Origin of the sequence: Rhodopseudomonas faecalis (assembly GCF_003217325.1) — a bacterium.
In the GTDB taxonomy this organism is placed as follows: Bacteria; Pseudomonadota; Alphaproteobacteria; order Rhizobiales; family Xanthobacteraceae; genus Rhodopseudomonas; species Rhodopseudomonas faecalis.
Window position 1 is genome coordinate 43,366 of the sequence record NZ_QJTI01000013.1, and the last position, 22,392, is coordinate 65,757.

General features: G+C 63.6%; 21 protein-coding genes. 15 read left to right on the forward strand and 6 right to left on the reverse strand.

Annotated elements, in window-relative coordinates; all coding sequences use genetic code 11:
- Positions 1-562: 562 nt before the first annotated feature.
- Positions 563-1,749, reverse strand: a protein-coding gene (locus BJ122_RS11710; RefSeq protein ID WP_110781196.1) for an IS3 family transposase whose coding sequence is annotated in 2 segments (ribosomal slippage) — positions 563-1,497 and positions 1,497-1,749 — 1,188 coding nt in all. Because the reading frame shifts where the segments join, the coding sequence is not laid out codon by codon here.
- 253 nt (positions 1,750-2,002) lie between these two features.
- On the opposite strand from BJ122_RS11710, the gene BJ122_RS11715 reads away from it, so the two are divergent.
- Entirely contained in the window at positions 2,003-2,479 is a 477-nt protein-coding gene (locus tag BJ122_RS11715) for a hypothetical protein (protein WP_110781197.1), read from the forward strand.
- Positions 2,480-2,651: 172 nt separating this feature from the next.
- Here BJ122_RS11715 and BJ122_RS11720 read toward each other — a convergent pair whose 3' ends face one another.
- From BJ122_RS11720 to BJ122_RS11740, 5 genes are all read right to left on the reverse strand, one after another.
- Positions 2,652-3,188: a hypothetical protein gene (locus BJ122_RS11720; protein ID WP_245407707.1), complete on the reverse strand. Its 537-nt coding sequence runs from the start codon at positions 3,186-3,188 to the stop codon at positions 2,652-2,654.
- 76 nt (positions 3,189-3,264) lie between these two features.
- Positions 3,265-4,437, reverse strand: coding sequence for a HEPN domain-containing protein (locus tag BJ122_RS11725; RefSeq protein ID WP_110781198.1), 1,173 nt, complete (start codon positions 4,435-4,437; stop codon positions 3,265-3,267).
- A complete protein-coding gene (locus BJ122_RS11730) occupies positions 4,434-5,267 on the reverse strand; it encodes a hypothetical protein (protein WP_110781199.1) in 834 nt (277 codons plus the stop codon). Before BJ122_RS11730 ends, BJ122_RS11725 begins: the two co-directional genes overlap by 4 nt.
- Entirely contained in the window at positions 5,264-6,121 is an 858-nt protein-coding gene (locus tag BJ122_RS11735; protein WP_245407708.1) for a nucleotidyl transferase AbiEii/AbiGii toxin family protein, read from the reverse strand. The genes BJ122_RS11730 and BJ122_RS11735 overlap by 4 nt, the downstream gene beginning before the upstream one ends.
- Before the next feature lie 13 nt (positions 6,122-6,134).
- The gene (locus BJ122_RS11740; protein ID WP_110781201.1) at positions 6,135-6,755 is read right to left on the reverse strand and encodes a type IV toxin-antitoxin system AbiEi family antitoxin domain-containing protein; all 621 of its coding nucleotides are present in this window, start codon (positions 6,753-6,755) and stop codon (positions 6,135-6,137) included.
- 268 nt (positions 6,756-7,023) lie between these two features.
- Between BJ122_RS11740 and BJ122_RS11745 the strand changes: the two genes are divergently transcribed.
- The 14 genes from BJ122_RS11745 to BJ122_RS11810 all read left to right on the forward strand — a co-directional run bounded on the left by BJ122_RS11745 (position 7,024) and on the right by BJ122_RS11810 (position 22,321).
- Entirely contained in the window at positions 7,024-8,217 is a 1,194-nt protein-coding gene (locus BJ122_RS11745; protein ID WP_110781202.1) for a DUF932 domain-containing protein, read from the forward strand.
- Between the two features lie 172 nt (positions 8,218-8,389).
- Entirely contained in the window at positions 8,390-10,540 is a 2,151-nt protein-coding gene (locus BJ122_RS11750; protein ID WP_110781203.1) for a ParB/RepB/Spo0J family partition protein, read from the forward strand.
- A 95-nt stretch (positions 10,541-10,635) separates the two neighbouring features.
- Entirely contained in the window at positions 10,636-11,052 is a 417-nt protein-coding gene (locus tag BJ122_RS11755; RefSeq protein WP_110781204.1) for a hypothetical protein, read from the forward strand.
- 147 nt (positions 11,053-11,199) lie between these two features.
- On the forward strand, positions 11,200-15,528 hold the full coding sequence (locus BJ122_RS11760; protein ID WP_110781205.1) for a strawberry notch family protein: 4,329 nt from the start codon (positions 11,200-11,202) through the stop codon (positions 15,526-15,528).
- Positions 15,528-16,565, forward strand: coding sequence for a DUF7146 domain-containing protein (locus BJ122_RS11765; RefSeq protein WP_110781206.1), 1,038 nt, complete (start codon positions 15,528-15,530; stop codon positions 16,563-16,565). The genes BJ122_RS11760 and BJ122_RS11765 overlap by 1 nt, the downstream gene beginning before the upstream one ends.
- Positions 16,566-16,877: 312 nt before the next feature.
- The gene (locus BJ122_RS11770; protein WP_110781207.1) at positions 16,878-17,801 is read left to right on the forward strand and encodes a DUF2493 domain-containing protein; all 924 of its coding nucleotides are present in this window, start codon (positions 16,878-16,880) and stop codon (positions 17,799-17,801) included.
- 49 nt (positions 17,802-17,850) lie between these two features.
- Positions 17,851-18,750, forward strand: a complete 900-nt coding sequence (locus BJ122_RS19025; RefSeq protein ID WP_146227185.1) for a hypothetical protein — start codon at positions 17,851-17,853, stop codon at positions 18,748-18,750.
- Between the two features lie 195 nt (positions 18,751-18,945).
- On the forward strand, positions 18,946-19,113 hold the full coding sequence (locus BJ122_RS19285; protein WP_181418944.1) for a hypothetical protein: 168 nt from the start codon (positions 18,946-18,948) through the stop codon (positions 19,111-19,113).
- Between the two features lie 142 nt (positions 19,114-19,255).
- Positions 19,256-19,696 carry a hypothetical protein gene (locus BJ122_RS11785; RefSeq protein ID WP_110781210.1) on the forward strand — a complete coding sequence of 147 codons (441 nt, stop codon included), beginning with the start codon at positions 19,256-19,258 and terminating at the stop codon, positions 19,694-19,696.
- Positions 19,697-20,303: 607 nt separating this feature from the next.
- Positions 20,304-20,630, forward strand: a complete 327-nt coding sequence (locus BJ122_RS11790; RefSeq protein ID WP_110781211.1) for a DUF736 domain-containing protein — start codon at positions 20,304-20,306, stop codon at positions 20,628-20,630.
- A gap of 181 nt (positions 20,631-20,811) precedes the next feature.
- The gene (locus BJ122_RS11795; protein ID WP_110781212.1) at positions 20,812-21,066 is read left to right on the forward strand and encodes a helix-turn-helix domain-containing protein; all 255 of its coding nucleotides are present in this window, start codon (positions 20,812-20,814) and stop codon (positions 21,064-21,066) included.
- 50 nt (positions 21,067-21,116) lie between these two features.
- Entirely contained in the window at positions 21,117-21,434 is a 318-nt protein-coding gene (locus BJ122_RS11800; protein WP_430694779.1) for a DNA -binding domain-containing protein, read from the forward strand.
- Positions 21,435-21,546: 112 nt separating this feature from the next.
- Positions 21,547-21,855, forward strand: coding sequence for a transcriptional regulator domain-containing protein (locus BJ122_RS19625; protein WP_110781252.1), 309 nt, complete (start codon positions 21,547-21,549; stop codon positions 21,853-21,855).
- Positions 21,755-22,321, forward strand: coding sequence for a DUF2285 domain-containing protein (locus tag BJ122_RS11810; protein WP_110781214.1), 567 nt, complete (start codon positions 21,755-21,757; stop codon positions 22,319-22,321). The genes BJ122_RS19625 and BJ122_RS11810 overlap by 101 nt, the downstream gene beginning before the upstream one ends.
- Positions 22,322-22,392: the final 71 nt, after the last annotated feature.

Sequence of the window (22,392 nt, forward strand, 5' to 3'; positions counted from 1 at the left end):
AGCAATGGACAGCGAGGGCCGCGTCGCCGCCCCTCGAATTGTCGCTACAGCCCGTTCTCTTGATCCGAAGTGGCGGCACGGACCATTCCAGCAAACAATCCGAGCGCTTCATCCAAGCCATCTTTGCAGCCAATGGTGTTGTCTTGACAAGCCTCAACACGCCCGCCCCGATTGCGTATTTCTACCAAGTTGAACGATCGTTCTTGACGCTCTAGGCTTTCGTCGAAAATGGAAGCTGTGATGGTTTCTGGGTCGGTAGACTATTTGCGTGATACGGCGGAGCGTTGTCGTCAGTTGGCTGGCGTGACGGAGAGCCGGACGATGCTCCGCCTTCTCGCGCTGGCTGAGAGGTTGGACGATCTTTCACGGCAACAGACTGATCTTGTCCGCTGCGTCGCCGCCGGACATGAATATGGATCCAATTCAGTCAAACACCAGATCCGGGTTTGAATTGAACATCGAGATTCGTTCAACCATGACCTCGACCGACACAACGGTCTGGCAGGTTTCGCACTGGAAGATCTTCGATCTATTCGAAATCCTGTGACCTGCTCCCGAACTTTCATCCAGTCACGGTTAGAGCCTCGGCGGTTTGTACGCCGTGGGGCGTGGGTTGAGCAACGGGCGATCGGCGGAGCTGGTCGGTGTTGCGGAGCCGATCGCCCGTTGCAGTGAAGGTGGCGGCATAAGCCGTCGGTGTGAGATAGCCGAGCGCCGAGTGTGGGCGTTCGTTGTTATAGTCGGTGACCCAGGCGGCGATCTTGGCGCGGGCGTCGTCGAGGTCGAAGAACAGCGTCTCGTTGAGCAGTTCGTCGCGCATCCGGCCGTTGAAACTCTCGACGAAGCCGTTCTGCATCGGTTTGCCGGGCGCGATGAAATGCCAGTCGGCTTTGCTGTCCTGACACCAGGCGAGCATGGCGTTGCAGGTGAACTCGGTGCCGTGATCGGACACGATCATGCCCGGCTTGCCGTGCCGTTCGACGATCGCGGTCAGTTCGCGGGCCACCCGTCGGCCGGAGATCGAGGTGTCCGGGATGGCGCCGAGGCAGGTCTTCGTCACGTCGTCGACGATGTTGAGGACGCGGAAGCGCCGGCCGTTGGCAAACTGGTCGTGGACGAAATCGATCGACCAGCGTGCGTTCGGCTGGGCCTCGACCAAGATCGGCGCCCGCGTGCCCACGGCCTTGCGCCGGGCCCGCCGTTTGCGCACGCAAAGCCCTTCCTCGCGATACAGCCGGTGGATGCGATTGAGGCCCGATCGTTCGCCCTCCCGGCGCAGCAGCACGAACAGCCGGCGGTAGCCGAACCGCCGCCGCTCGTTGGCCAAATCGCGCAAGCGGGCCCGCAGCTCGGTGTCGGGTGGCCGACGGGATCGATAGCGGACCATCTTGCGGTCCGCGCCGACGATCCGGCAGGCCCGCCGCTCCGACAGGTCCATGACGGACTGAAGGTGCGCGACGCCCTCGCGCTTGGCGACGGGCCCTACCATTTTTTTGACAGAAGCTCGCGCAGTGCGGCCGCATCCAGCATCTGCTCGGCCAGCAGCTTCTTCAGCTTGGCGTTCTCCTCCTCCAGAGCCTTCAGCCGCTTCGCTTCGGAGACGTCCATCCCGCCGAATTTGGCCTTCCAGTTATAAAACGTCGCCTCCGAGATCCCGTGCTTGCGCGCCAGATCGGCGGTCTTGGCGCCGGCCTCGTGCTCCTTCAGCACCGCAATGATCTGCTCTTCCGTAAACCTTGCTCGCTTCATCAGTCCGTCCTCGTCAGGGCCGGACTCTAACTCCAACTGGGGGAAAAACTCAGGGGCAGGTCAACGTTCGGCGCCGCTCTGAATGCTATCGGTGCAATGACGAGATCCCGGCCGGAACATCCTGCATCGCAATACCCAAGCTTGGGGGCGCCTTCACGACCGAGCGCCGCGTATGCGTCACCTGCTACGAAGCGATCTTGAAGCAGACGGCCGACGACTTGGACGAACTGCGTCAGCTCTAGGAGGAACAGAGATGGGAGATGGCTATAATCTCCAGCAGCTCAAGGCGCACATCCTTCCCCTGAGCAATGCGGGAAGCTGGGACGTCGCCGTCAAGGAATGGAGCCTGGTCGGCATCCATGAAGCTGATGAGCCAGAGGCATGTCCGTGTGGACACTTCCCCATCATAGAAATGTGCTCCATCCACAATCGTGTCACCGGCCACTCGACAGAGGTAGGCAACATCTGCGTGAAGCGGTTTCTCGGGTTACGATCCGACCTGATCTTCACCGCCATCAAACGAATTCGGAAAGACCCAGACAAGAGCCTGAACGCCGACGCGATCGCTTTTTTCCATGAGCGACGCGTGCTCAATGAGTGGGAATACAATTTCTGCCAGAACACGATGCGCCTTCGAAGTCTGACCTCGGCCCAACTCGGCAAGCGTCGTGACATCAACCGCAAAGTTCTCGCAGCCATCGAAAAGCGCGGATTTCAGGGGCCGCAGTAGCGAGCGAGTGACGGCAAATGAAGAGCCGCGTGCAGTCGCCAAGGTTTTACCAACTATCGCAGTCATTCGACCGATTTTCGCTCTCTCGCGGTCTTCGGTCGCGCCATCATTCATGTAGGCCCCAGTTTCGATCAGGGTCATTACGTCGATTGTCGGCCTCCGGCGGGACTGTCTAGGAGTGCCGGACCTGACCATCCGATCCTGTCCAGTCAAACCGGACCCGCCAACCGGTGCTCTTCCCGCTGTTGCTCTTATAACCGATGACCTGCTTATGCACCGTGATGCCTGCCAACACCATCGAACCTGATCCAGTGCCAATATTGGCGATAAACACGCTGTCGATCAGACGGTGATCCATCAGATCGCGTTCCAGAATGAGCAATGGGTTTTTGACCGCTTGCTCCCTCCTCCTTCTCTCCGCGAGCTGCTCCCTAAGTTTGTCTCCTTCGGCAAGATAAGCTTCTGCTTCCGGCGCATCCGTTGGCGTGCAGCCTCTCTTCATCGGAAGGCGCCCGTCCTTGTAGGCCGACAGGATCGCCGCGGCCGCATCAGGACCAACCTCGAGAACGAGATCGAGCCAGTTCCTTTCGCGCATGTAGATGTCGGCGCGCTCAGCTTTCGACAGAGCACCTCCTTCAAGGACGAGCTTTCTCGTCTTAATGGGCATGATGCCAGGCAGGCCAGCAAGGAAGTCCGTAAGAGAGCGCATCGCCGATTCCTATTAAATCATTCGTAGGCCGCTAGAGCGGCCGATGTATTATTGCTGTCGATCCAACAAGACCGCGTCAGCCTTCGCCCCCCAGAGTCAGGCTCGTCCAATCCGGAAAACTGCCACGCTGCAGGATGGCTTGCACGACACGGACAACAAGCTGATCGGCGAGATCGAGATCGACCTTGGACTTCGGCGGAAGCACACCCGAGTGGACCGCGTCCGACCGGGCTTTATATAGATGCTTCATCTCATCGAAGATCTTGGTGCGCTCGGCGGCGCCCTCACCCAAGAGCCAGGCAGCGCGACTGCCAATCTTATAGGCGATTTCGGTATTCGACGTTCCAAGATCGTGCATCAGCACGATTTCCGCGGCCATGCCCAAATCGAGAGCGCGGTCGACAGGATGGATTGCCAGCCGAGAGCGCCCGAGCCGGTCGATTGCACGGGTAAGACTATCTCCCTCGGCGAATGCCGCGAGCTGCCCAAATACGGTCTTGATCATCGCCATGTCCGCTGGGAAAGCCACGAGCGGGTGAGCCGCAAACGGACGGCCTGACATCGTGCCACCAGCCGACAGCAAGGCGCGGCGATCCGACAGAATTACCGACATCGGCAACTCGACCCCGCCGCTGGAGCCAAGCAAACAGGCGAGCCGGAAACGGCGGCGGATTGCATCACGCGCCGATGAGGCGGGCTGTGTCATGCTGGTCCCGGCTGGCCCATTTGCGTCATCCGGTTGTTGCTCGAAGGCTGGCGTTACCTTGTAGGACTGGATGAGGAAGCCGGTTCCGGTGGGCATGCTCGGCCACGAATATCGCCAAGGGTAGTCGAAGGCACTGAAGATGTCGGCCGCCGGCGGCACAAGGCGAACACCGTCGCCCAATTCACATGGCTCGTTGATTTCGATGCCAAGCACCGGAGAGACGTCCTCGTAGATCGCGGCATTCCGCGCCACTTCGTCCGTGAACAGTGCAACGATGTCTTCCGGCGCTATTTTTTCGACGAGCCGGTCAATCGCCCATTCACCGAAGCGGCCCCCGACGACAGAGCCACCGCCGTCACCACTGAACACCCAACACGTCGCGAAATCGGAGAACGGCTCCGCACGCGAGAGATATTGATCGACGCGGTGCTTCGCCTCGCCGCGCCAGAGTGAATAGTCGCTGCCGCGGTGAATCTCGGCGAGTTCTCCAGCGATCTCGCGCAGGAAGGCTACCGCGTCGGGTGTAGTGTCCGCTCTGCTCATTCCTCGTCCCACCGATCGCGGTTCACGTCGACGAAGCCGGCCGGGTAGCCCCGAGCCATGACGCCGAAGTTGGGCTCGCCTTCACTATGAACGGCGAGGATATGCTCAGGACCGAGCGGCTGATGTGTGTAGAGGTCGAACGCATGTTTGCCCGGCCGGCAGCCGAGCAACCGGCCATAAGTGGCAACCACTGCCTCAGCCGCCGAATAACCATGACGGGAATGGGCGAGCGGCATGGCAATCTCCAGGACACGCGGCCGACCGATCTTCTTCAGCATGTCCTGAAGTGCCGCGTCTCGCTGCCAGAAATAGGCTGACTCGCCGCCCCAGCTCTCGAGGAGCAATTCAACGCCGCTGTCTTCGACGTCGACGGGATGCGAGACCATCCAGAACTTGTTGGAGCGGGAGTCGAGCTGATCGCTTTGGTACGGGCTGTCGGCGAACAAGCGATCTGCGACCTTTTGGCTGAATGCGCCAGCAGCGACTTGCGCCGCGAAACGTGATCGGATGGTGTCGAAGCTGGATGGATAAATGCCGCCCTGTCGAAGAGCGCCGACTTCCGCGTCGGTCAGGCGGGTATAGTGCCAAGCGCGGATCGTGCGGCCTTCCATCAGCCGCATGATATGCTCCTTCACCCACATGAACTCGCCCGCATAAGGATTCTCGGGATAGGGCATGGTGCGATCGGAGGCCTCACGCTCCAGCCATTGGCGGCGCGAGGTGAGCATGTAATCGCGGATGACATCTGTGTGGGCGTCGAGGTCGCCGCGCAACGCGCTGTCGAAGGTTTCGACGTCCCAGACGTCAATGATGGCGACGCTCTCGGTCATGCCTCACTCCCGTTTCTTGCTACGATCCGCGCGCATGACGGGCCGACCAACCCCCAAACCTTTTCGATGATCGATTCCAGCGAAACAGCGTCGAGTTCGAGCGATGCGGCGTAAGCGCGCCATTGCCGCTGCTTCCCTTCGTCGCCAAACATCTCGGCTGAGAGGCCTGGGGGGCATTCCTTCGGAATCGGCGTCCGCCGGCGCTCGAACGTCGCGCGGATGGCCGCATCCAGATCGTCAGCGGAAATGTCGATCGCGCGCGGGATCGCCCACAGGTCGTAATAATCCTTCATGCGTCCGTTGAGGACGCCAAGCGCCACCATGGCCTGGAATTTCTCGGCAATCACCGTGGCGGGCGGATAGGAACGAACCTGCGGAGCGGGAAAATCCAGCAGGGTCGGATAGTCGAGCCGCTGCGTCGCATCGGCCATAGCGTCTCCGAAGCCGATGTCGATTGTGACGGGGATGCGCGTTCTTTCGAGATAGGCAGCGGTCTTGATGCGAATGCCGCCATATTCCATCTCCTCTCGAATGACGGTCGCAGCGAGCGCATCGATGTCGAAGGCGAGTCCATCGTCGCTCGCGATCGCCATGATCTCTCCGAAGTCGGCAATCAGGCCGTCAGGATCAGCGTCCCCGTGTCCGAGAAAGTCCGCATCCCGCGTCACCCGATTGTCGTCGGCCACCCAGACCGTGACCAGCATGCCGCCTTTCAGGACGAAGCGGTCCCGATGCGCTGAGATCGACAGGCGGTAGAGCAGCCGTTCAAGCGCGAACCGCACCAGCAGGATGTCGAAAGCGCGACCTTCTTTCCGGGCGATATTGAGCAGCCGGTCCTTGACCGACTTCGCCATATTCGTCGGTGCTTTAGCCATTGGAAGTGAGCGCCTCGATATAGGGTTGCATCACCTTCCAGGCGCCGCCGGCCTTCGCGGCCTGGGCGATAGCGCTCGGAGTTGCCTTGTGTTGCTGGAGGGCGGCGCGCAGACCTTCTATAGCGACTGATCGATCGACCAGTTTGGGGTTTCGGAACAGGTCGGCAAGAGTCTTCGGGATCGAATAGACCGGGACGTCGATGCCAGCGATCGCATGATGCTCGATGCCCTGGCGCAGATAGGATTCCGTGAAACGGACCATGCGCAGCGGCGGATAAGACTGCACGGGCGCCCAATCGCTCGTCCCGATCGCCATCCAAACCCGCCGTGGCATCTGGTCGGTCAGTCCATGGAAGGCGAGAGCCGATACCAGAGCGACCACGCCTTTGGGGACGCGCATGGCGGCTTCGGCGAGGATCTGGTTCTCTTCGACTTCCGCGCCACGCTTCTGATAAACCCCGCGCGAGATACGCTCGACTTCACCGCTCTCGACGGCGCGCGCGATCGTTTGCGCGCTGATGCCAGCCTCACGCAGTTCATGCGCGTGCATCATACTGCGCGCTTCGAGCAGGCTTCTGAGCTTCGCCTTTTGCGAATCTTGCGCCGAGGGCATGTTACAAATCCTCTAATCGGCCGCGATCTTATCAGAGGTTTTGTCACATGTCATCCCCAATGCGATTTTCTGACGTATTTCAATCAGGTCGATGTGAACGAGCCTGGAGGGGAAAGCCTTCCCCTACGGCCGAGCCGAGGTCTCGGCCGACCCCTTCTACGGGGTGCCCCCGCAACGCCCCGAGAAGAGTGAGAGTGGGGATCGGAGATCCATGACGGGTTGAGTGTCGAGAGAGAGGCTCCCGGCGCCCGTCATGGAGTTTGGTCTCATGAACATGCAGATTCTCGACGCCCGCCGCGACATGACCGGTGGCTACAAGGTGGATGTCAGCCGCGGCGAGCGGATCGGCCGCGTTTCTTCGGAATGGTTCTCGCGCCCCGATGACGAGCGTTATCTTTCGCTGTCGGAGCTGGCGGATTCGGTTCGCAGGCGATCCGAGCGCAGCCGGACGCGCGTCGTCGAAACCGCGCTCATCCATGTCGAGGCGAGCCGCACCGATCCAGAGCGGTTGTCTCTCATCCTGCCCGGCTCGGACACGCCCGTCGCGCCGACCCATTGGAGCTTCGGCCAGCTCGCTGCCCAAGTCGGCGCTCCCGCCGCCTATCTGCGCCAGCTCCCCGCCGCACTTGCCGGCATCAACCTGCAATACGGTCTGTCCTCGCATCGGGCCGAGCAGATCAAGACCCTCGAAACCGACAACGGCCGGATCGAGCTGCGCGCCGTCACCGGCCCCGACTATGGCCGGATCTACGACCACGAGCTGGTCGAGGCGGTCCAGCGCATCGCCGGCAACGGCACGGGTGACACGCGCTGGAAGGTGCCCGGCGTGCTCGATTGGTCGACCGGCGTCTACAACCCCCGCGTTGACGTCACGAAGGACACGACGACGCTCTATGCGTCCGATCGCGACGTGTTTCTCTTCCTCGTCGACGATCTCAATCCCATCGAGGCCGGTCGGCTCCCCGACGGCTCGCCCGACCTCTATTTCCGCGGCTTCTACTGCTGGAATTCCGAGGTCGGCGCCAAGACGCTCGGCATGGCGAGCTTCTATCTCCGCGCGGTCTGCCAGAATCGGAATTTGTGGGGCGTGGAGGATTTCGAGGAAATCACCATCCGCCACAGCAAGTATGCGGCCTCGCGCTTCGCCCACGAAGCTGCGCCGGCGCTGCTGAACTTCGCGAACTCCTCACCAATGCCCTTCATCAACGGCATCAGGGCGGCCCGCGAACGGATCGTCGCGAAATCGGACGAGGACCGCACCGAATTCCTGCGCAAGCGTGGATTCTCGAAGGCCGAGACCGGCAAGATCATCGAGACCGTCCTGGCCGAGGAAGGCCGCCCGCCGGAATCGATCTTCGATTTCGTCGCGGGCATCACCGCCGTCGCCCGCGAAAAGACCAACCAGGACGCGCGGCTCGAACTGGAGGGCAAGGCGAAGAAGCTGCTCGACCGCGCCGCCTGATCGCCGTGAAGCCGGAAGCACGACTTTCCGTGTCTCCGGCTTTGCGCCTCCGTGCCTTTCCGTTTTCCCGATCCGTGGCGCTGCCCTCCAAGAGTGAGAGGGCGGCGCTTCGCTTCGTGACGAGTTTGGGTTCGAGGGAGAGGCTCTCGGCGCTCGTCGCGGAGTAACGAACATGGCAACCGCCGTTCAGAAGATCACGCTGTCGTCGTCGCGCGACATTCCCTTCAACAAGCTGGTGCTGAGCCAGTCCAACGTCCGGCGCGTGAAGGCCGGCGTCTCGATTGAGGAGCTGGCCGAGTCGATCGCCCGTCGCGGCCTGATCCAGAGCCTCCATGTGCGCCCGGTCGTCGATGGCGAGGGCCAGGAAACCGGTATGTTCGAGGTGCCCGCTGGTGGCCGCCGCTACCGCGCGCTGGAAATGCTCGCCAGGCAGAAGCGCCTCAACAAGACCACTCCCGTCCCCTGCGTCGTCTCGGCCGCCAACGCCGCCATCCTGATCGACGAAGTTTCGCTGGCCGAGAACATCGAGCGCGCGCCGCTCCATCCGCTCGACCAGTATCGCGCCTTCCAGACCATGCGCGACAAGGGCATGACCGAGGAAGACATCGCCGCCGCGTTCTTCGTCGACGTCAATATCGTGAAGCAGCGGCTGCGCCTCGCGTCGGTCTCGCCGGCACTGCTCGACATCTATGCCGAGGACGGCATGGAGCTGAAGCACCTCATGGCCTTCACCGTGTCGCACGACCACGCCCGTCAGGAGCAGGTCTGGGAGCAAATCCGCAATAGCTGGCAGAAGGAGCCGTACCACATCCGCCGCATGCTGACCGAGACGACGGTTCGCGCTTCCGACAAGCGCGCCGTCTTCGTCGGCATCGACGCCTACGAGGCGGCCGGCGGCATCGTGATGCGAGACCTCTTCGAATCCGACGACGGCGGCTGGCTTCAGGATGTCGGGCTTTTGGATCGCCTCGTCTCCGAGAAGCTCACGACCATCGCCGACGAGATCGCGACCCACGGCTGGAAATGGGTCGAGGCCGCCGTCAGCATTCCCTACGGCGTCACCCATGGGCTGCGCGAGATCAAGGGCGTTCCTCTCGACGTCACCGCGGAGGAGCAGGCCACGCGCGACGCGCTGCAGGAGGAACTCGACCGCCTGACCGCCGAATACGAGGACGCCGATGAGCTTCCGGACGAAGTGGATGCCCGCCTGGGCGAGATCGAGGCGGCGATCGACACGCTCGACAACCGCCCGGTCCGTTACGATCCGGCGGAAATCGCCATCGCGGGCGTGTTCGTCAGCATCGATGCCGATGGCTCGCTCTCCGTCGATCGCGGATACGTCCGCCCCGAGGACGAGCGGCCGGTCGAGGTCGCCGATGACGAGGCACCGGAGGACGATGTCGATCCTGAAACCGGCGAAATCCGCACGCCTGCCGTCCAGCGCACCGTCATCACCATCGACGGCCAGCCGGTGCAAACCGAAGAGGAGGACGAGGACGACGGCCTGAAGCCGTTGCCCGAGCGGCTGGTCATCGAACTGACCGCCCATCGCACGCTCGCCCTCCGCGACGCGGTTGCAACCCACCCGCAGGTCGCCCTGACCATGCTGCTGCACAAGCTGGTCAGCGACACGTTTCGCCACACCGCGCCGACCGGCTGCCTCGAAGCCTGGGTCAAGCACCTCTATCTCTCCGGCCAATCCGAAGAGATGAAGGCCAGTCCTTCGGCGCAATCGGAGAATGCGCGTCACGAAAGCTGGGGCGACCACGTTCCCGCCGATGACGACGCCCTCTGGGATTGGCTGGAACAGCTCGATGACGGCACCCGCCTCGATCTGCTGGCGCATTGCGTGAGCTTCGGGATCAACGCTCTGTTCGAGCGCCCGAATCCGCACGCCGCGTCCGGCATCAGCCGTCACGGGCTCGACGTGCGCTTGGCCCAGGCGGATCGGCTCGCCGTTGCCACCGGGCTCGATATGGTCGCCGCAGGCTGGAAGCCGACCGTCGGCAACTACCTCGGACGGGTGACGAAGGGCCGCATTCTCGAAGCCGTGCGCGAGGGCGCCGGCGAACGCGCCGCGCAGCTCATCGGCCACCTGAAAAAGGGCGACATGGCCAAGGAAGCCGAGCGCCTGCTCGCCGACACCGGCTGGCTGCCGGAACCGCTACGGATGTCGGACGACACCGCGGCCATCGACGATCAGCCAGTCATGTCGGAGGGCGGCGACGAAGACCTCCCGGCATTCCTGGCCGAAGACGGAGAGGACGACGAGGCGAACGAGCCCGAAGACGACGAGCACGTCGCAATGATCGCAGCCGAATAGCGCGGTGATGCGGGGCGGTTCCGCCGTCCCGCGCCATCCCTCTCCCAATTCCTCGCCCGGCCATGTGCCGGGCATTCTCGTTTCAGGAGCCTGTCATGGCCGATTATTTCACCCATTTCTCGTGCCTGCTCGACGTAGGCACGCCCGAGAACGCCGCGCGCGCCCTCGATCTCTACAATGCGCTGTCCGAAGAAGGCGCATCAGAGGAACCACCTTCGGATGGATTCCTGCTCTCGATCCAGCCCGAGCATGGCGGCACGAATCTCTGGATGCGCGATGACGTCACTGGCGACCCCGAGCGGCTCATCCAGTTCGTGAAGCGCTGCGCCACCGAATTCGGTCTCACCGGGCGATGGGGTTTCCAATACGCCAACACCTGCTCGCGCCCGCGCCTCGACGGCTTTGGCGGCGGGGCACACGCCCTGGATCTGGCGACCGGCGAGACGATCGGCTGGACCTACACCACTGGCTGGCTCGCCGAGCTGCTCGACGACGGTATGCCCGGCGACTGAACGAAAAGCCCCCACCTCATGGTCGGGCGCTTTTTTCATGTCAGGCCCCTGAGAGGAAGAGGCCGGCCGGGACGAGGCGAGTCCGGGTGGTTCGAGAGAGAGCGCCGCGCGGGCTTGCCCGTTTTCCGCTCTCCCGAGGTTCTCGACATGAACATCATGCTTCCCATCGCCGGCGAGCCCGCTGCGACGCCGCCGCTCGCCTCCAGCGCCAACCCCGCCGCAGCAATCCTGGCGGCCGCCAATCTACTCCTCCCCCATCTAGAACGCGGCGCGCGGATCGATGCCACAACCTTGCGTGCTGCGCTCGAGACGGCATTCGGCGCATCGGACACGTCCGGCGCCTGGACGTGGAAAACGGCCTATGAAGCCTGCGAGGCCGCAACCGTCCTTTTCCTACGCAAATACGGAAAGGCTCTTTTCCGTAAATCCGCATCTCCGGCAGCGCGGCTTTCCACGTTGTCGAAAATCACCGGGCTCCTGCCGACACATACCCGTCGCTCCGAGGAATCGCAGGCGCTTCAGCAATTCTCGACGCCGATCCCTTTGGGTCTCGCCGCGCTCACGGCCGCGTCGGTTGCGCCGACCGACCGCGTGCTGGAACCTTCGGCCGGCACCGGCCTGCTCGCCATCCTGGCATCGACGGCCGGCGGGTCGTTGATCCTCAATGAACTGGCCGAGATCCGCGCCGATCTTCTCGCTTCTCTCTTTCCGGCCTTGACCGTCACGCGCTTCGACGCCGCGCAGATCGACGATCACCTCGATCCCGCAGCGATCCCCAGCGTCGTGCTGATGAACCCGCCGTTCTCAGCGATGGCCAATGTCTCTGGCCGCGTAGCCGACGCCGGGTTTCGCCATATCGCCTCAGCGCTGAACCGCCTTGCGCCCGGCGGCCGGCTCGTGGCGATCACCGGCGCCAATGTCGGTCCGGACCTGCCGGATTGGCGCGATGCGTTCGTCGGCCTGCAAGAGCGCGGTCGTGTCGTCTTCACCGCTGCGATCGCCGGCTCGATCTATGCCAAGCACGGCACCACGTTCCCCACCAGGCTGACCGTCATCGACAAGCTGCCCGCCGACGACCCGGCAACCTTTCCGGCGTCGCCCGGCATGGCGCCCGATGTTGCTACGTTGCTCGGTTGGATCGAGCGCGACATACCGACTCGCTCGCCCGTCAACCTGCCGGCGATCTCCGCACCGGTAGCAGTCGCACCCCCGAAATCCGTGCGCGGCTATACCGCCCGCGCGGCATCCTCGCGCTTGCCCGCATCGGTCGCCGCCGATCCCTCCGGTATCGCGCTCGCCTATGAAACCGTGGACTGGACGCCGGCGGAGAGCGCGCATCTGACCGACGCGATCTATGAAGAATACGGATTGCAGTCGATCCGTATTCCCGGCGCTCAGGCGCATCCGACCAAGCTCGTCCAGTCTGCCGCGATGGCGAGCATCGCGCCGCCGAAGCCGAGCTATCGGCCGACCCTCCCGGCGAACATTCTCCGCCTGCTATCCGATGCCCAGCTTGAGACCGTGATCTACGCCGGCGAGGCGCACGGTGACTATCTCGCCGGTTCGTGGACGGTCGACGAGACCTTCGATGTCGTGAAGGCTGCGCCCGCCGACACGGCCGACACCGTTCGCTTCCGCCGCGGTTTCATGCTCGGCGACGGCACCGGCGCCGGAAAGGGCCGCCAGTCGGCGGGCATCATTCTCGACAATTGGCTCCAGGGCCGGCGCAAGGCGGTCTGGGTCAGCAAGTCCGACAAGCTGATCGAGGACGCACAACGCGATTGGTCCGCGCTCGGCATGGAGCGCCTGCTGGTCACGCCGCTGTCGCGCTTCCCGCAGGGCAAGCCCATCGCGCTCTCGGAAGCCGTCCTATTTGCAACCTACGCCACGCTACGCTCCGACGACCGAGGCGAGAAGGTTTCGCGCGTCCGACAGATCGTCGAATGGTTGGGCTCCGATTTCGACGGAGTGATCATTTTCGACGAGAGCCACGCGATGCAGAACGCCGGCGGCGGCAAGGGAGAACGGGGCGACGTCGCCGCCTCGCAGCAAGGTCGCGCTGGCCTCCGGCTTCAGCACGCCCTGCCGAATGCCCGCGTCGTCTATGTCTCGGCCACCGGCGCGACCACCGTCCATAATCTCGCCTATGCCCAGCGGCTTGGCCTCTGGGGCGGAGACGATTTCCCCTTCGCCACGCGCGCCGAATTCGTCGAGGCCATCGAGGATGGCGGTGTCGCGGCGATGGAGGTGTTGGCGCGCGACCTGCGTTCGCTCGGACTCTACACCGCCCGCTCGCTCTCCTACGACGGTGTGGAATATGAACTGGTCGAACACCAGCTCACCGACGAACAACGCCGCATCTACGACGCCTATGCCGGCGCCTTCGCCATCATCCATAACCACCTCGATGCGGCGATGGAGGCGGCCAACATCACGGGCTCGACCGGGACGTTGAACCGGCAGGCTAAGTCCGCCGCCCGCTCGGCCTTCGAAGCCGCGAAACAACGCTTCTTCGGGCATCTGCTGACGTCGATGAAGACGCCGACCCTGATCGGCTCGATCGAGCACGACCTGGCGGCCGGCCATGCCGCCGTTGTGCAGATCGTGTCGACCGGCGAAGCCCTAATGGAACGTCGCCTGGCCGAGATCCCGACCGAGGAATGGAACGACGTGCGCGTCGACATCACGCCGCGCGAATATGTTCTCGATTATCTCGCCCATTCCTTCCCGGTGCAGCTCCATGAGCCGTTCACCGATGGCGAGGGTAATCTGTCGTCTCGCCCGCTCTATCGCGACGGCCGACCCGTCGAGAGCCGCGAAGCCGTCGCGCGCCGCGACGAGCTGATCGAGCGCCTTGCGTCGCTTCCACCCGTGCCGGGCGCGCTCGACCAGATCGTGCAGCGCTTCGGCACCGATATGGTCGCAGAGGTGACGGGCCGCTCGCGGCGGATTGTCCGCAAGGGCGATCGTCTGGCCGTGGAGAACCGCGCGCCATCGGCCAACCTCGCCGAGACGGCCGCCTTCATGGACGATCTGAAGCGCATCCTCATCTTCTCGGATGCGGGCGGCACCGGCCGCAGCTACCATGCAGAGCTGTCGGCGAGGAACCAGCGGCTGCGCGTGCATTACCTGCTCGAACCGGGCTGGAAAGCCGACGCGGCGATCCAGGGGCTGGGCCGCACCAACCGCACGAACCAGGCGCAGCCGCCCTTGTTCCGCCCAATCGCGACCGACGTGAAAGCGGAAAAGCGCTTCCTCAGCACGATCGCGCGCCGGCTCGATACGCTCGGCGCTATCACGCGCGGGCAGCGCCAGACAGGCGGCCAGGGCCTATTCCGGCCGGAGGACAATCTGGAATCCTGCTACGCCCGCGACGCGCTACGCCAGCTCTATCTCCTGATCGTGCGCGGGAAGATCGAAGGCTGCTCGCTCCATCGCTTCGAAACCGCCACCGGCCTCAAGCTGATGGACGACAACGGCATCAAGGACGAACTGCCGCCGATCACGACATTCCTCAATCGGCTGCTGGCGCTCACGATCGAGCTGCAGAGCATCCTCTTCACCGCCTTCGAACAGCTTCTCGATGCGAAGGTGTCGGGCGCGATCGCCAGCGGCGTCTACGACGTCGGCCTCGAAACCCTGACGGCGGAGAGCTTCGTCGTCACCGATCGCACGACCATCTACACCCACCCGGCATCCGGTGCGCAGACCCGACTGCTGACCATCACCCAGCGGACCCGCAATCGTCCGCTGTCGCTCGACGACGCGCTCGGCTGGCTTGATGATCGTGGCGCAAAGCTGCTGATGAACGAACGATCCGGGCGAGCCGCCGTGCAGATCCCGGCGCCATCGCTCATGCTCGACGACGGCGAGATCGAGCGCCGCGTTCGGCTGATCCGCCCTATGGAGCATCATCATGCTTCGCTGAAGTCGATGGCGGAAAGCCATTGGCGGGAGGCCGATCGCAGCACCTTCGCCGCAGCATGGTCCAGCGAACTCGGCGATGTGCCCACCTTCAGCGAAAGCACCATCCACATCGTCGCGGGATTGCTGCTGCCGGTATGGAAGCGCCTGCCGAACGAGTCGACGCGGGTTTATCGGCTTCAGACCGACGATGGCGAGCGCATCATCGGTCGCCGCGTCTCCCCGGCCTGGGCCGCGAACGCCGCTTCGACCGGCACGACCAACCTGTCGGCCGACGACGCCTATGCGGCTTTGATCGACGGGCGGACGATTCTCGACCTCGCCGAGGGACTTCAGCTCCGTCGCGTGCGCGTCATGGGCGCCAACCGCATCGAACTGTCCGGCTTCACCGAAGCGATGCGGGACCGCCTTCGCGCCTATGGCCTCTTCACCGAGATCATCTCCTGGTCGCTGCGGTTCTTCGTGCCGATCGACAGCACGGGGCCGACCGTGCTCGCCAAGCTGCTCGACACCTATCCGGTGGCGCGCATCGGCGAGCGGGAGGCCGCGTAATGGCCCGCCACGACGCTTCCGATCTCGCATCCCGTCTCGGCCGTCAGGCCGAGGCGGTATGCAAACGCTATCTCGCTGCTGGCCGCCGACAGGGCAACTATTGGCAGGTTGGCGATGTTCGCAACACGCCGGGCAAGTCCATGTTCGTGCGCCTGAAGGACACCGCGAAAGGCCCCGCCGGCAAGTGGACGGACGCTGCGACCGGCGAGCATGGCGATCTGCTCGACGTGATCCGTGAATCGCTCGGCCTCATCGACTTCGCCGACGTTGCCGAGGAGGCCCGCCTGTTCCTCAGCATGCCGCCCGATCCCGAACCGCAACTGAGGCAGCACGCGCGCACGCCAGCACCATCGGGGTCTGCCGAGGCCGCACGGCGGCTCGTCGCCATGTGTCAGCCGATCGGCGGGACGCTCGTAGAGGCGTATTTACATGGACGCGGCATTACGGCTCTGCACGGATGCGGAAGCCTGCGCTTCCATTCCCGGTGCTACTATCGACCCGACGAGCACAGCCCGACCGAGACCTGGCCGGCCATGGTCGCCGCCGTCACCGATCTCGCCGACAGGATCACCGGCGCGCATCGGACCTGGCTCGCGCCCGACGGTTCAGGCAAGGCGCCGATCGACATCCAGCGCAAGGCGATGGGCGACCTTCTTGGGCACACGGTCCGCTTCGGGCTCTCCAGCGACGTGCTGGCGGCCGGCGAAGGGATCGAAAGCGTGCTATCGGCCCGTGAGGTCATGCCCGGCATGTCGGCGGCGGCGGCACTCTCCGCGGCGCACCTCGCTGCCATCCAGTTCCACGATGCACTGCGCCGGCTCTATGTCGTCCGCGACAATGATCGCGCCGGAGACGGTGCGAGGAACACGCTGATCGAACGGGCGAACGGCGTCGGGGTCGAAGCGATTACCCTGTCACCCATGCTCGGGGACTTCAACGAGGATCTCCGCACCTACGGTCGTGACGCGCTGATGGCGCATATCCGGGTGCAGCTCGCCCCGCAGGACGTCGCCCGCTTCATGCTGCTGGCGGCATAGATCGGCGGCTGAACGGCGGCGGCGCGCGGCCGCCATTATGCTCGCACGGATGCACGGTCCCTTGGAGAGGACCGCGCCTCGGCCTTCGAGAGGGCGATCGGCCCACAAGCGGTTCGGACAGGCAATGCCTACGGCCAGCTATTTTCCGGCGGCGGCCGAGGCCGCCTTTCCATCGCGAAACAAAATAGCCGGCCTCCGCCATCCTCCGCCTTGCTCCGGCCCGGCGCGCGCGCCGGGTGCAGGTCCGCTCCGCCCGTGGGCTCCGTCGCCATGAAGGCCGCGACGGTCGCGGTCCAACCAAGGGAGCATCCCATGAGCGAGCACGACGACTACGAACCCCACCACGAATCGTCACCCACCGATCACGTCCTCAACGAACTCCAGCTCCACGGCTACCGCCCCTTCGCCGACGAGCCGGACCAGCGTTTCCTGCCAGACGGCAATCAGGTCGCGGGCGCAATCGCCGACATCTTCGACGCCCTGATCTCGACCCTGGAAGACACCCGCCTCGAACCCGACCTCGACGATCTCCTCTGGTCGACAGTCAACGTCTTCCACCGCGCCACCGAACGGATCGCGCGCGAACTCGACGACAACGAGCAGGCGCAAAAACGCTCGCAGCGGCAGCAGGACGGCAGCGAGGTGAAGTCGGTCGAACTCGAGCGCCAGATCGCCGAGGGCAAGACTCTCATCGAACGGCAGAACGCTTTCGAGCTGATGCGCGACCAGGCCGCCGAGCACTACGAACGCCAGATCGGCAAGCCGTGGCTCCCTCGCACCGGCTCAAAGGTCAACCATCGCAACCTCACCTCGGCGATGATCGACAGCCGCGACTTCCTGATGGCCCGCAAACGCGCCGAACAGGAAGTCCTTCTTCCGCCCGGCCCGAAGATCGTCGTCACCGGCGGACTGGACTTCAATGACCATCGGCTGATCTGGGCCAAACTCGATCAGGTCCACGAAAAGCACCCCGACATGGTGCTGATCCACGGCAAATCCCCGAAGGGCGCCGAAAAGATCGCCTCTCTCTGGGCGAAGAACCGCAATGTCCCGCAGATCGGCTTTGCACCCGACTGGACGAAGCATGGCCGCGCAGCGCCGTTCAAACGTAACGACGCAATGCTCGACATCGTGCCGAAGGGCGTGGTGCACTTCCCCGGCACGGGCATCAACGACAACCTCGCCGACAAGGCGAAGAAGCTCGGCATCCCGGTTTGGAAATTCGGCGGCGCGTGAGCGCCGCCGCTTCACATCACGAGGCACTTTCCGACATAGTGATCATACGATGTATGATCTTGATTCGAGTGTAGAACTATTACTTCAACCCGCCGCAGCGTTGTCCAAAGGCGATGATAACATCTGGCGGCGGCATCATTTCGTCTGGAAGCAACCAGAGACCTGGGTGCCTCAGCTTACTGCTTGGCTGCTTCCTCACTTTCGAAGAGATGGCTTCAGGCGACTAAAGCCCGGCCGCTTTCGCGACCTATGCTGGGACGATTTCGAGTGGCGCGATGTGCTTGGACGCTGCCTGCTCGCCGATATCGATTATCATACCGATCAGCTCGCGGACGTGTTGGATCGTGCAACGCTGCGGACCTACCATGGTTGCCGAACGGATGATGCCGGCAGCTACTTCCGCGAAGGGCTTCTTGTTCACGATCGCGCTCATATGACCGCAAGACTGCGCTCGATCGTTGAGCAGAATCAGGAACTCAACTGGTTTGCTCCGCGATTGGATGCAGCAATTGCCGAGATCGACAACACGCTCGATATTGGCAGGCTCTATGTTGTCGCCGAAGACACGTTCCTCCTCAAACATGCTGCACATTATCTGATCTATGGCAGCGAGTGGATCGCTGCGGTCCTCGGCTCGACCGGGAGAAAAGTCCTCCTGAAATCCGGCGCTCCGACGCTTCTCGAAATCGACCTTCCGCTTCGTGTCGCAACGCCCGGCACGTTGCGGGAACTCTCTGCAAAGCTTCTCGCCGAATGGACACGAAGGGCCTGCAATCAGCCCGATTGGCACGCGCCGATCGACTTCTCGTTTTGTTTACGCACAGATATTCCACCGGACTGGATAGTCGATCATTCTCACCCGGCAGAACTCAACGACCCCCTGGAGCAACGGAGGCTGTACAAGGCTGCGGTCGCGGGCTGCGCATACTGCTCCCCGGCTCCTGAGTGAGGCGAACCACCCCCGCTTCATATCGCTGATCCTTGGTCCGGCCGATGGCCTGACGCCATCAACCCGTAAAGGGTCGGACTACGCATAGCGTGCCGCCGCGCCGGCTTCGCCAGCACGGTGATTGCGGCCATCGGCCGAACACATCGGGCGCCTGTCAGCGGGGGATGGTCCTCCGCCCCAGCAGGAGCCGGATCGATGTCCTTCCCCGACGCACATGCCTTCGCCTTCAGCCTCGCCGCTACCCTGATGGTCGCCATCGTGATCTTCCGCGCCGGCGACGGCACGCTCTCAGTCGTCCCCGCCACCGAATACGATGGCGATGACGCCGAGATCGTCGGCGAAATCGACCCCTTCGCCTCATGACGAGGCGAAGATCGTGTCCGCCGACGCGAAAACCTCTGCGGTTTTCGCTCCCGCCGGCACTCATCTTTTGCTATGCTCTGCGTTGCGCCGCGGTGGTGGTGGAAGGCGCAGCCGTTAGAGCTTTGCTATCGGAGACACCACCATGATTATTCTCGGCATTCTCGTCTGCATGGTAGCAATCGGCTTCCTTTGCTGGTTGCTCTTCACGCTCGCCGTTTTCGCGCTTCCATTCTTTGTCGGTGTGAACGCAGGCATGTGGGCCATGAGTTCCGGCGCAGGCTGGCTTGGCGCCATTCTCGTCGGTGCGCTGGCCGCAGGTTTCACCTTCGGAGCTGGCCAGCTTTTGCTCGGAACCGTTCGCCCGCTCTGGGCGAAGCTGGCGATCGCGCTCATCTTCGTCGCTCCAGCCGTTGTTGCCGGCTATCACGCCACCCACGGCATCGCGAAACACTTCATGCCTTCCGAGGGCTGGCAAATCGCATTCTCCATCATCGGCGCGGTTGCCGTCGGCATCGCGGCATTTCTTCGCATCGTCGGAATGGCAGGCGACGACCAATCCGGCCGAGGCCTTGCTCGGGCTTGATCGCACAGCTCGACACGGCGGATCAGACGAGGCGATTGGCACCGTCCCGTCTCAAAGGGTGTCGGCACAGTGCGGCGGTGGGCTGCATCGTCGAATAGGCCGATGACCGCAGCCATGTGGCGCTCGTAAACACCCGCAGGCCGATCGGCGCAACCCGAACGAACGGGATCGGGTGGGTCGTTTCGGGCGGAGCACAAGCGAGGAAGGCGGACGCCTGCGCCACGGACACGGAGTGAGATCTGCGGAAACCGCGTTGCGGCCGGTTTCAGGCGAGAATGGTCGCCACATCTCCGTCTGCCATCCGTTCAGCGAGCGCTCCAAACGGCCTCTCCAATGGGCTGATCTGGCCGAAGGACGGCTGACGCCTCGACCGCCTATGCCGCAACGGCGCGTCTCGACTTTCTTCCCCTGCCGGCACCCACCCCATGCAGCAAGCTGCATGGGGACCCCGGGATGGCCGTCATTCCTCGCGAGACAACAAAGTCGATCCTGTGCCGTCCTCCGCTTTGCTTCGGTCGCAAGCGATGCGTCGTCGGTCGCCTCCGGCCCACCGATCGCCATCGAGGCCGCATGGTGCGGTCTCGGGAACGGAAAACGGAGAATTACCATGGCGACCATCGGCACCTTCAAGAAGACCGGCTCGAACGAGTTCACCGGCGAAATCGTCACCCTCAGCGTCAAGGCCAAGGGCGTGCGCATCGTCCCCGACACCCGCGCCACCGGCGAAAACGCCCCCAGCCACCGGGTTCTGGTCGGCCGCGCCGAAATCGGCGCCGCCTGGTCCAAGCGCTCCAACGAGGGTCGCGACTATCTGGGCCTCAAGCTCGACGATCCGAGCTTCAACGCCCCGATCTACGCCAACCTCTTCGACGACGAGGAAGGCGACACCTTCTCCCTCATCTGGTCCCGCCCGAACAGTCGGCGGGGCGACTGAGCCCCAACCAAGGCCCCGGCCGGATCGGCCGGGGCCTTCTCGCGCTGGGCCGAATCAACCCTGCCGCTCCGAGGTCGGTGTCATGAGAATGCCGTCGAATCTCCTCGCCAGCAGCACCAAGAGCGACTATTATAGTCGTAGTTCTAGCAAGTGCGTTCGCGTCGGTGGGAGGTGATCATGCATGATCACCGCCCGACAATCGCGGGCCGCGCGCGCGTTGCTGGGTTGGACGCAGGAGACGCTCGCTGACAAGGCCCGGACATCGCTGACAGCGCTCAAGCGCCTCGAGTCCGAAAGCGGATTGGAGGTGTACGAAACGACGCGTGATCAGGTTCGCAGGGCGCTCGAGGCAGCAGGCATCGTTCTGCTTTCTACCGATAAGGGCGAAGGGGTACTGCTGCTTCATGACCGGGACGATCGGCCAGCAAGGCGGTGACTGCGATCCAGCCGCATCCGACACACTCTTGATCGCGCATTGGCACTGCAATGCCAGCGGCAAGTGTTAACGAATGCCTTACGCGCGAATATAGTCGTCTGATGGAATCCGCGATGCAGCCGTTTCTCGACGAACCCCCGATCAGCCAAACGCTCACGGCCTATGACCGTGAGCATATGGTTCTCTATCTGCGCTTGCTCGATTCCTCGCGCGACGGCGCCGATTGGCGCGAAGCCGTCCAGATTCTCTTTGGCCTCGATCCGGCACGCGAACCGCAACGTTGCCGCCAGGTCCATGACACGCACCTCGCCCGGGCGAAGTGGATGACTGAGCAGGGCTATCGCGAGTTGGTTCGCACGGCGCAGTGATCACCGCGATGCCGTTTCGGCATCACCCTTTGCCGGTGCCCTGACTTCCGCCGAACAACCCAACCGGGAATTCTGACTCTCCCACAAGTTCAAGGACTAAGGGAGGATCGCAATGACACCAGATGCTTCCGGCTGGCGCTCATTGATACGCTATACGCATGTTGCGGACATGACTGCGTCCGACGTCGCGTGGGAATGGCTGCGCCGCAACGAATCCTACGACAGGGATTTTCGAGCGCTGGCCGACGGCACAGGAGATCCACGCGCGCTGAGCGAAAAGATCGGGCAGCGGTGGGGGTTGCGATTTCCCGGTGGACCCGATGCAGGCTCCGACCGAAGCGCGGCTGATCTGGCTTCCCCAGGACGATACAAGCGTCGTCGTCCTTGGCGCGCCGCCCGATATTCTGTCCGTAGACGCTGACCAGCAGCCAGCGATCTACGCCGCGACAAGCGTTGACGCTGATGGCGGGACCTATCTGGTTTTCGACCTGGGCAACGGCCAGCGCGTGGAGCTTGTTCATCCCTCCGCGACACGACCTGCCAAACCGCTCGGCGCCTTCATCCCACTCAGCCTGGAAGGCTTCGACCGGCTTGAGTCCGTCGCCCGCCTGCTGGCCGCCCTGCATGGACGCGCCATACCTCCCGATACCCGCCTGACGCGGCAGCAACGCGCGCGATCGTGCCGGATGCTGCAAGCATTCGACGGTCATCGTGCTGGAGCCACGCAGCAGGAGATCGCGCAGGTCGTACTCCGGACCCCGGCCCTTGATCGCGACGAGTGGCAGGCGTCCTCAGCGCGCCATGCCATCAAATCCCTCCTTCGAGACGCTCGCGCCATGATTGCCGGCGGCTATCGCACGCTGCTTCGTCATCGCCGGCAATCGTAGCGAGCTTCTGTCTGGATGATGGTGGGCGAATTTAGGCCCCCCTGAATTCGCCCTGCATCTCGCCGGTCCTG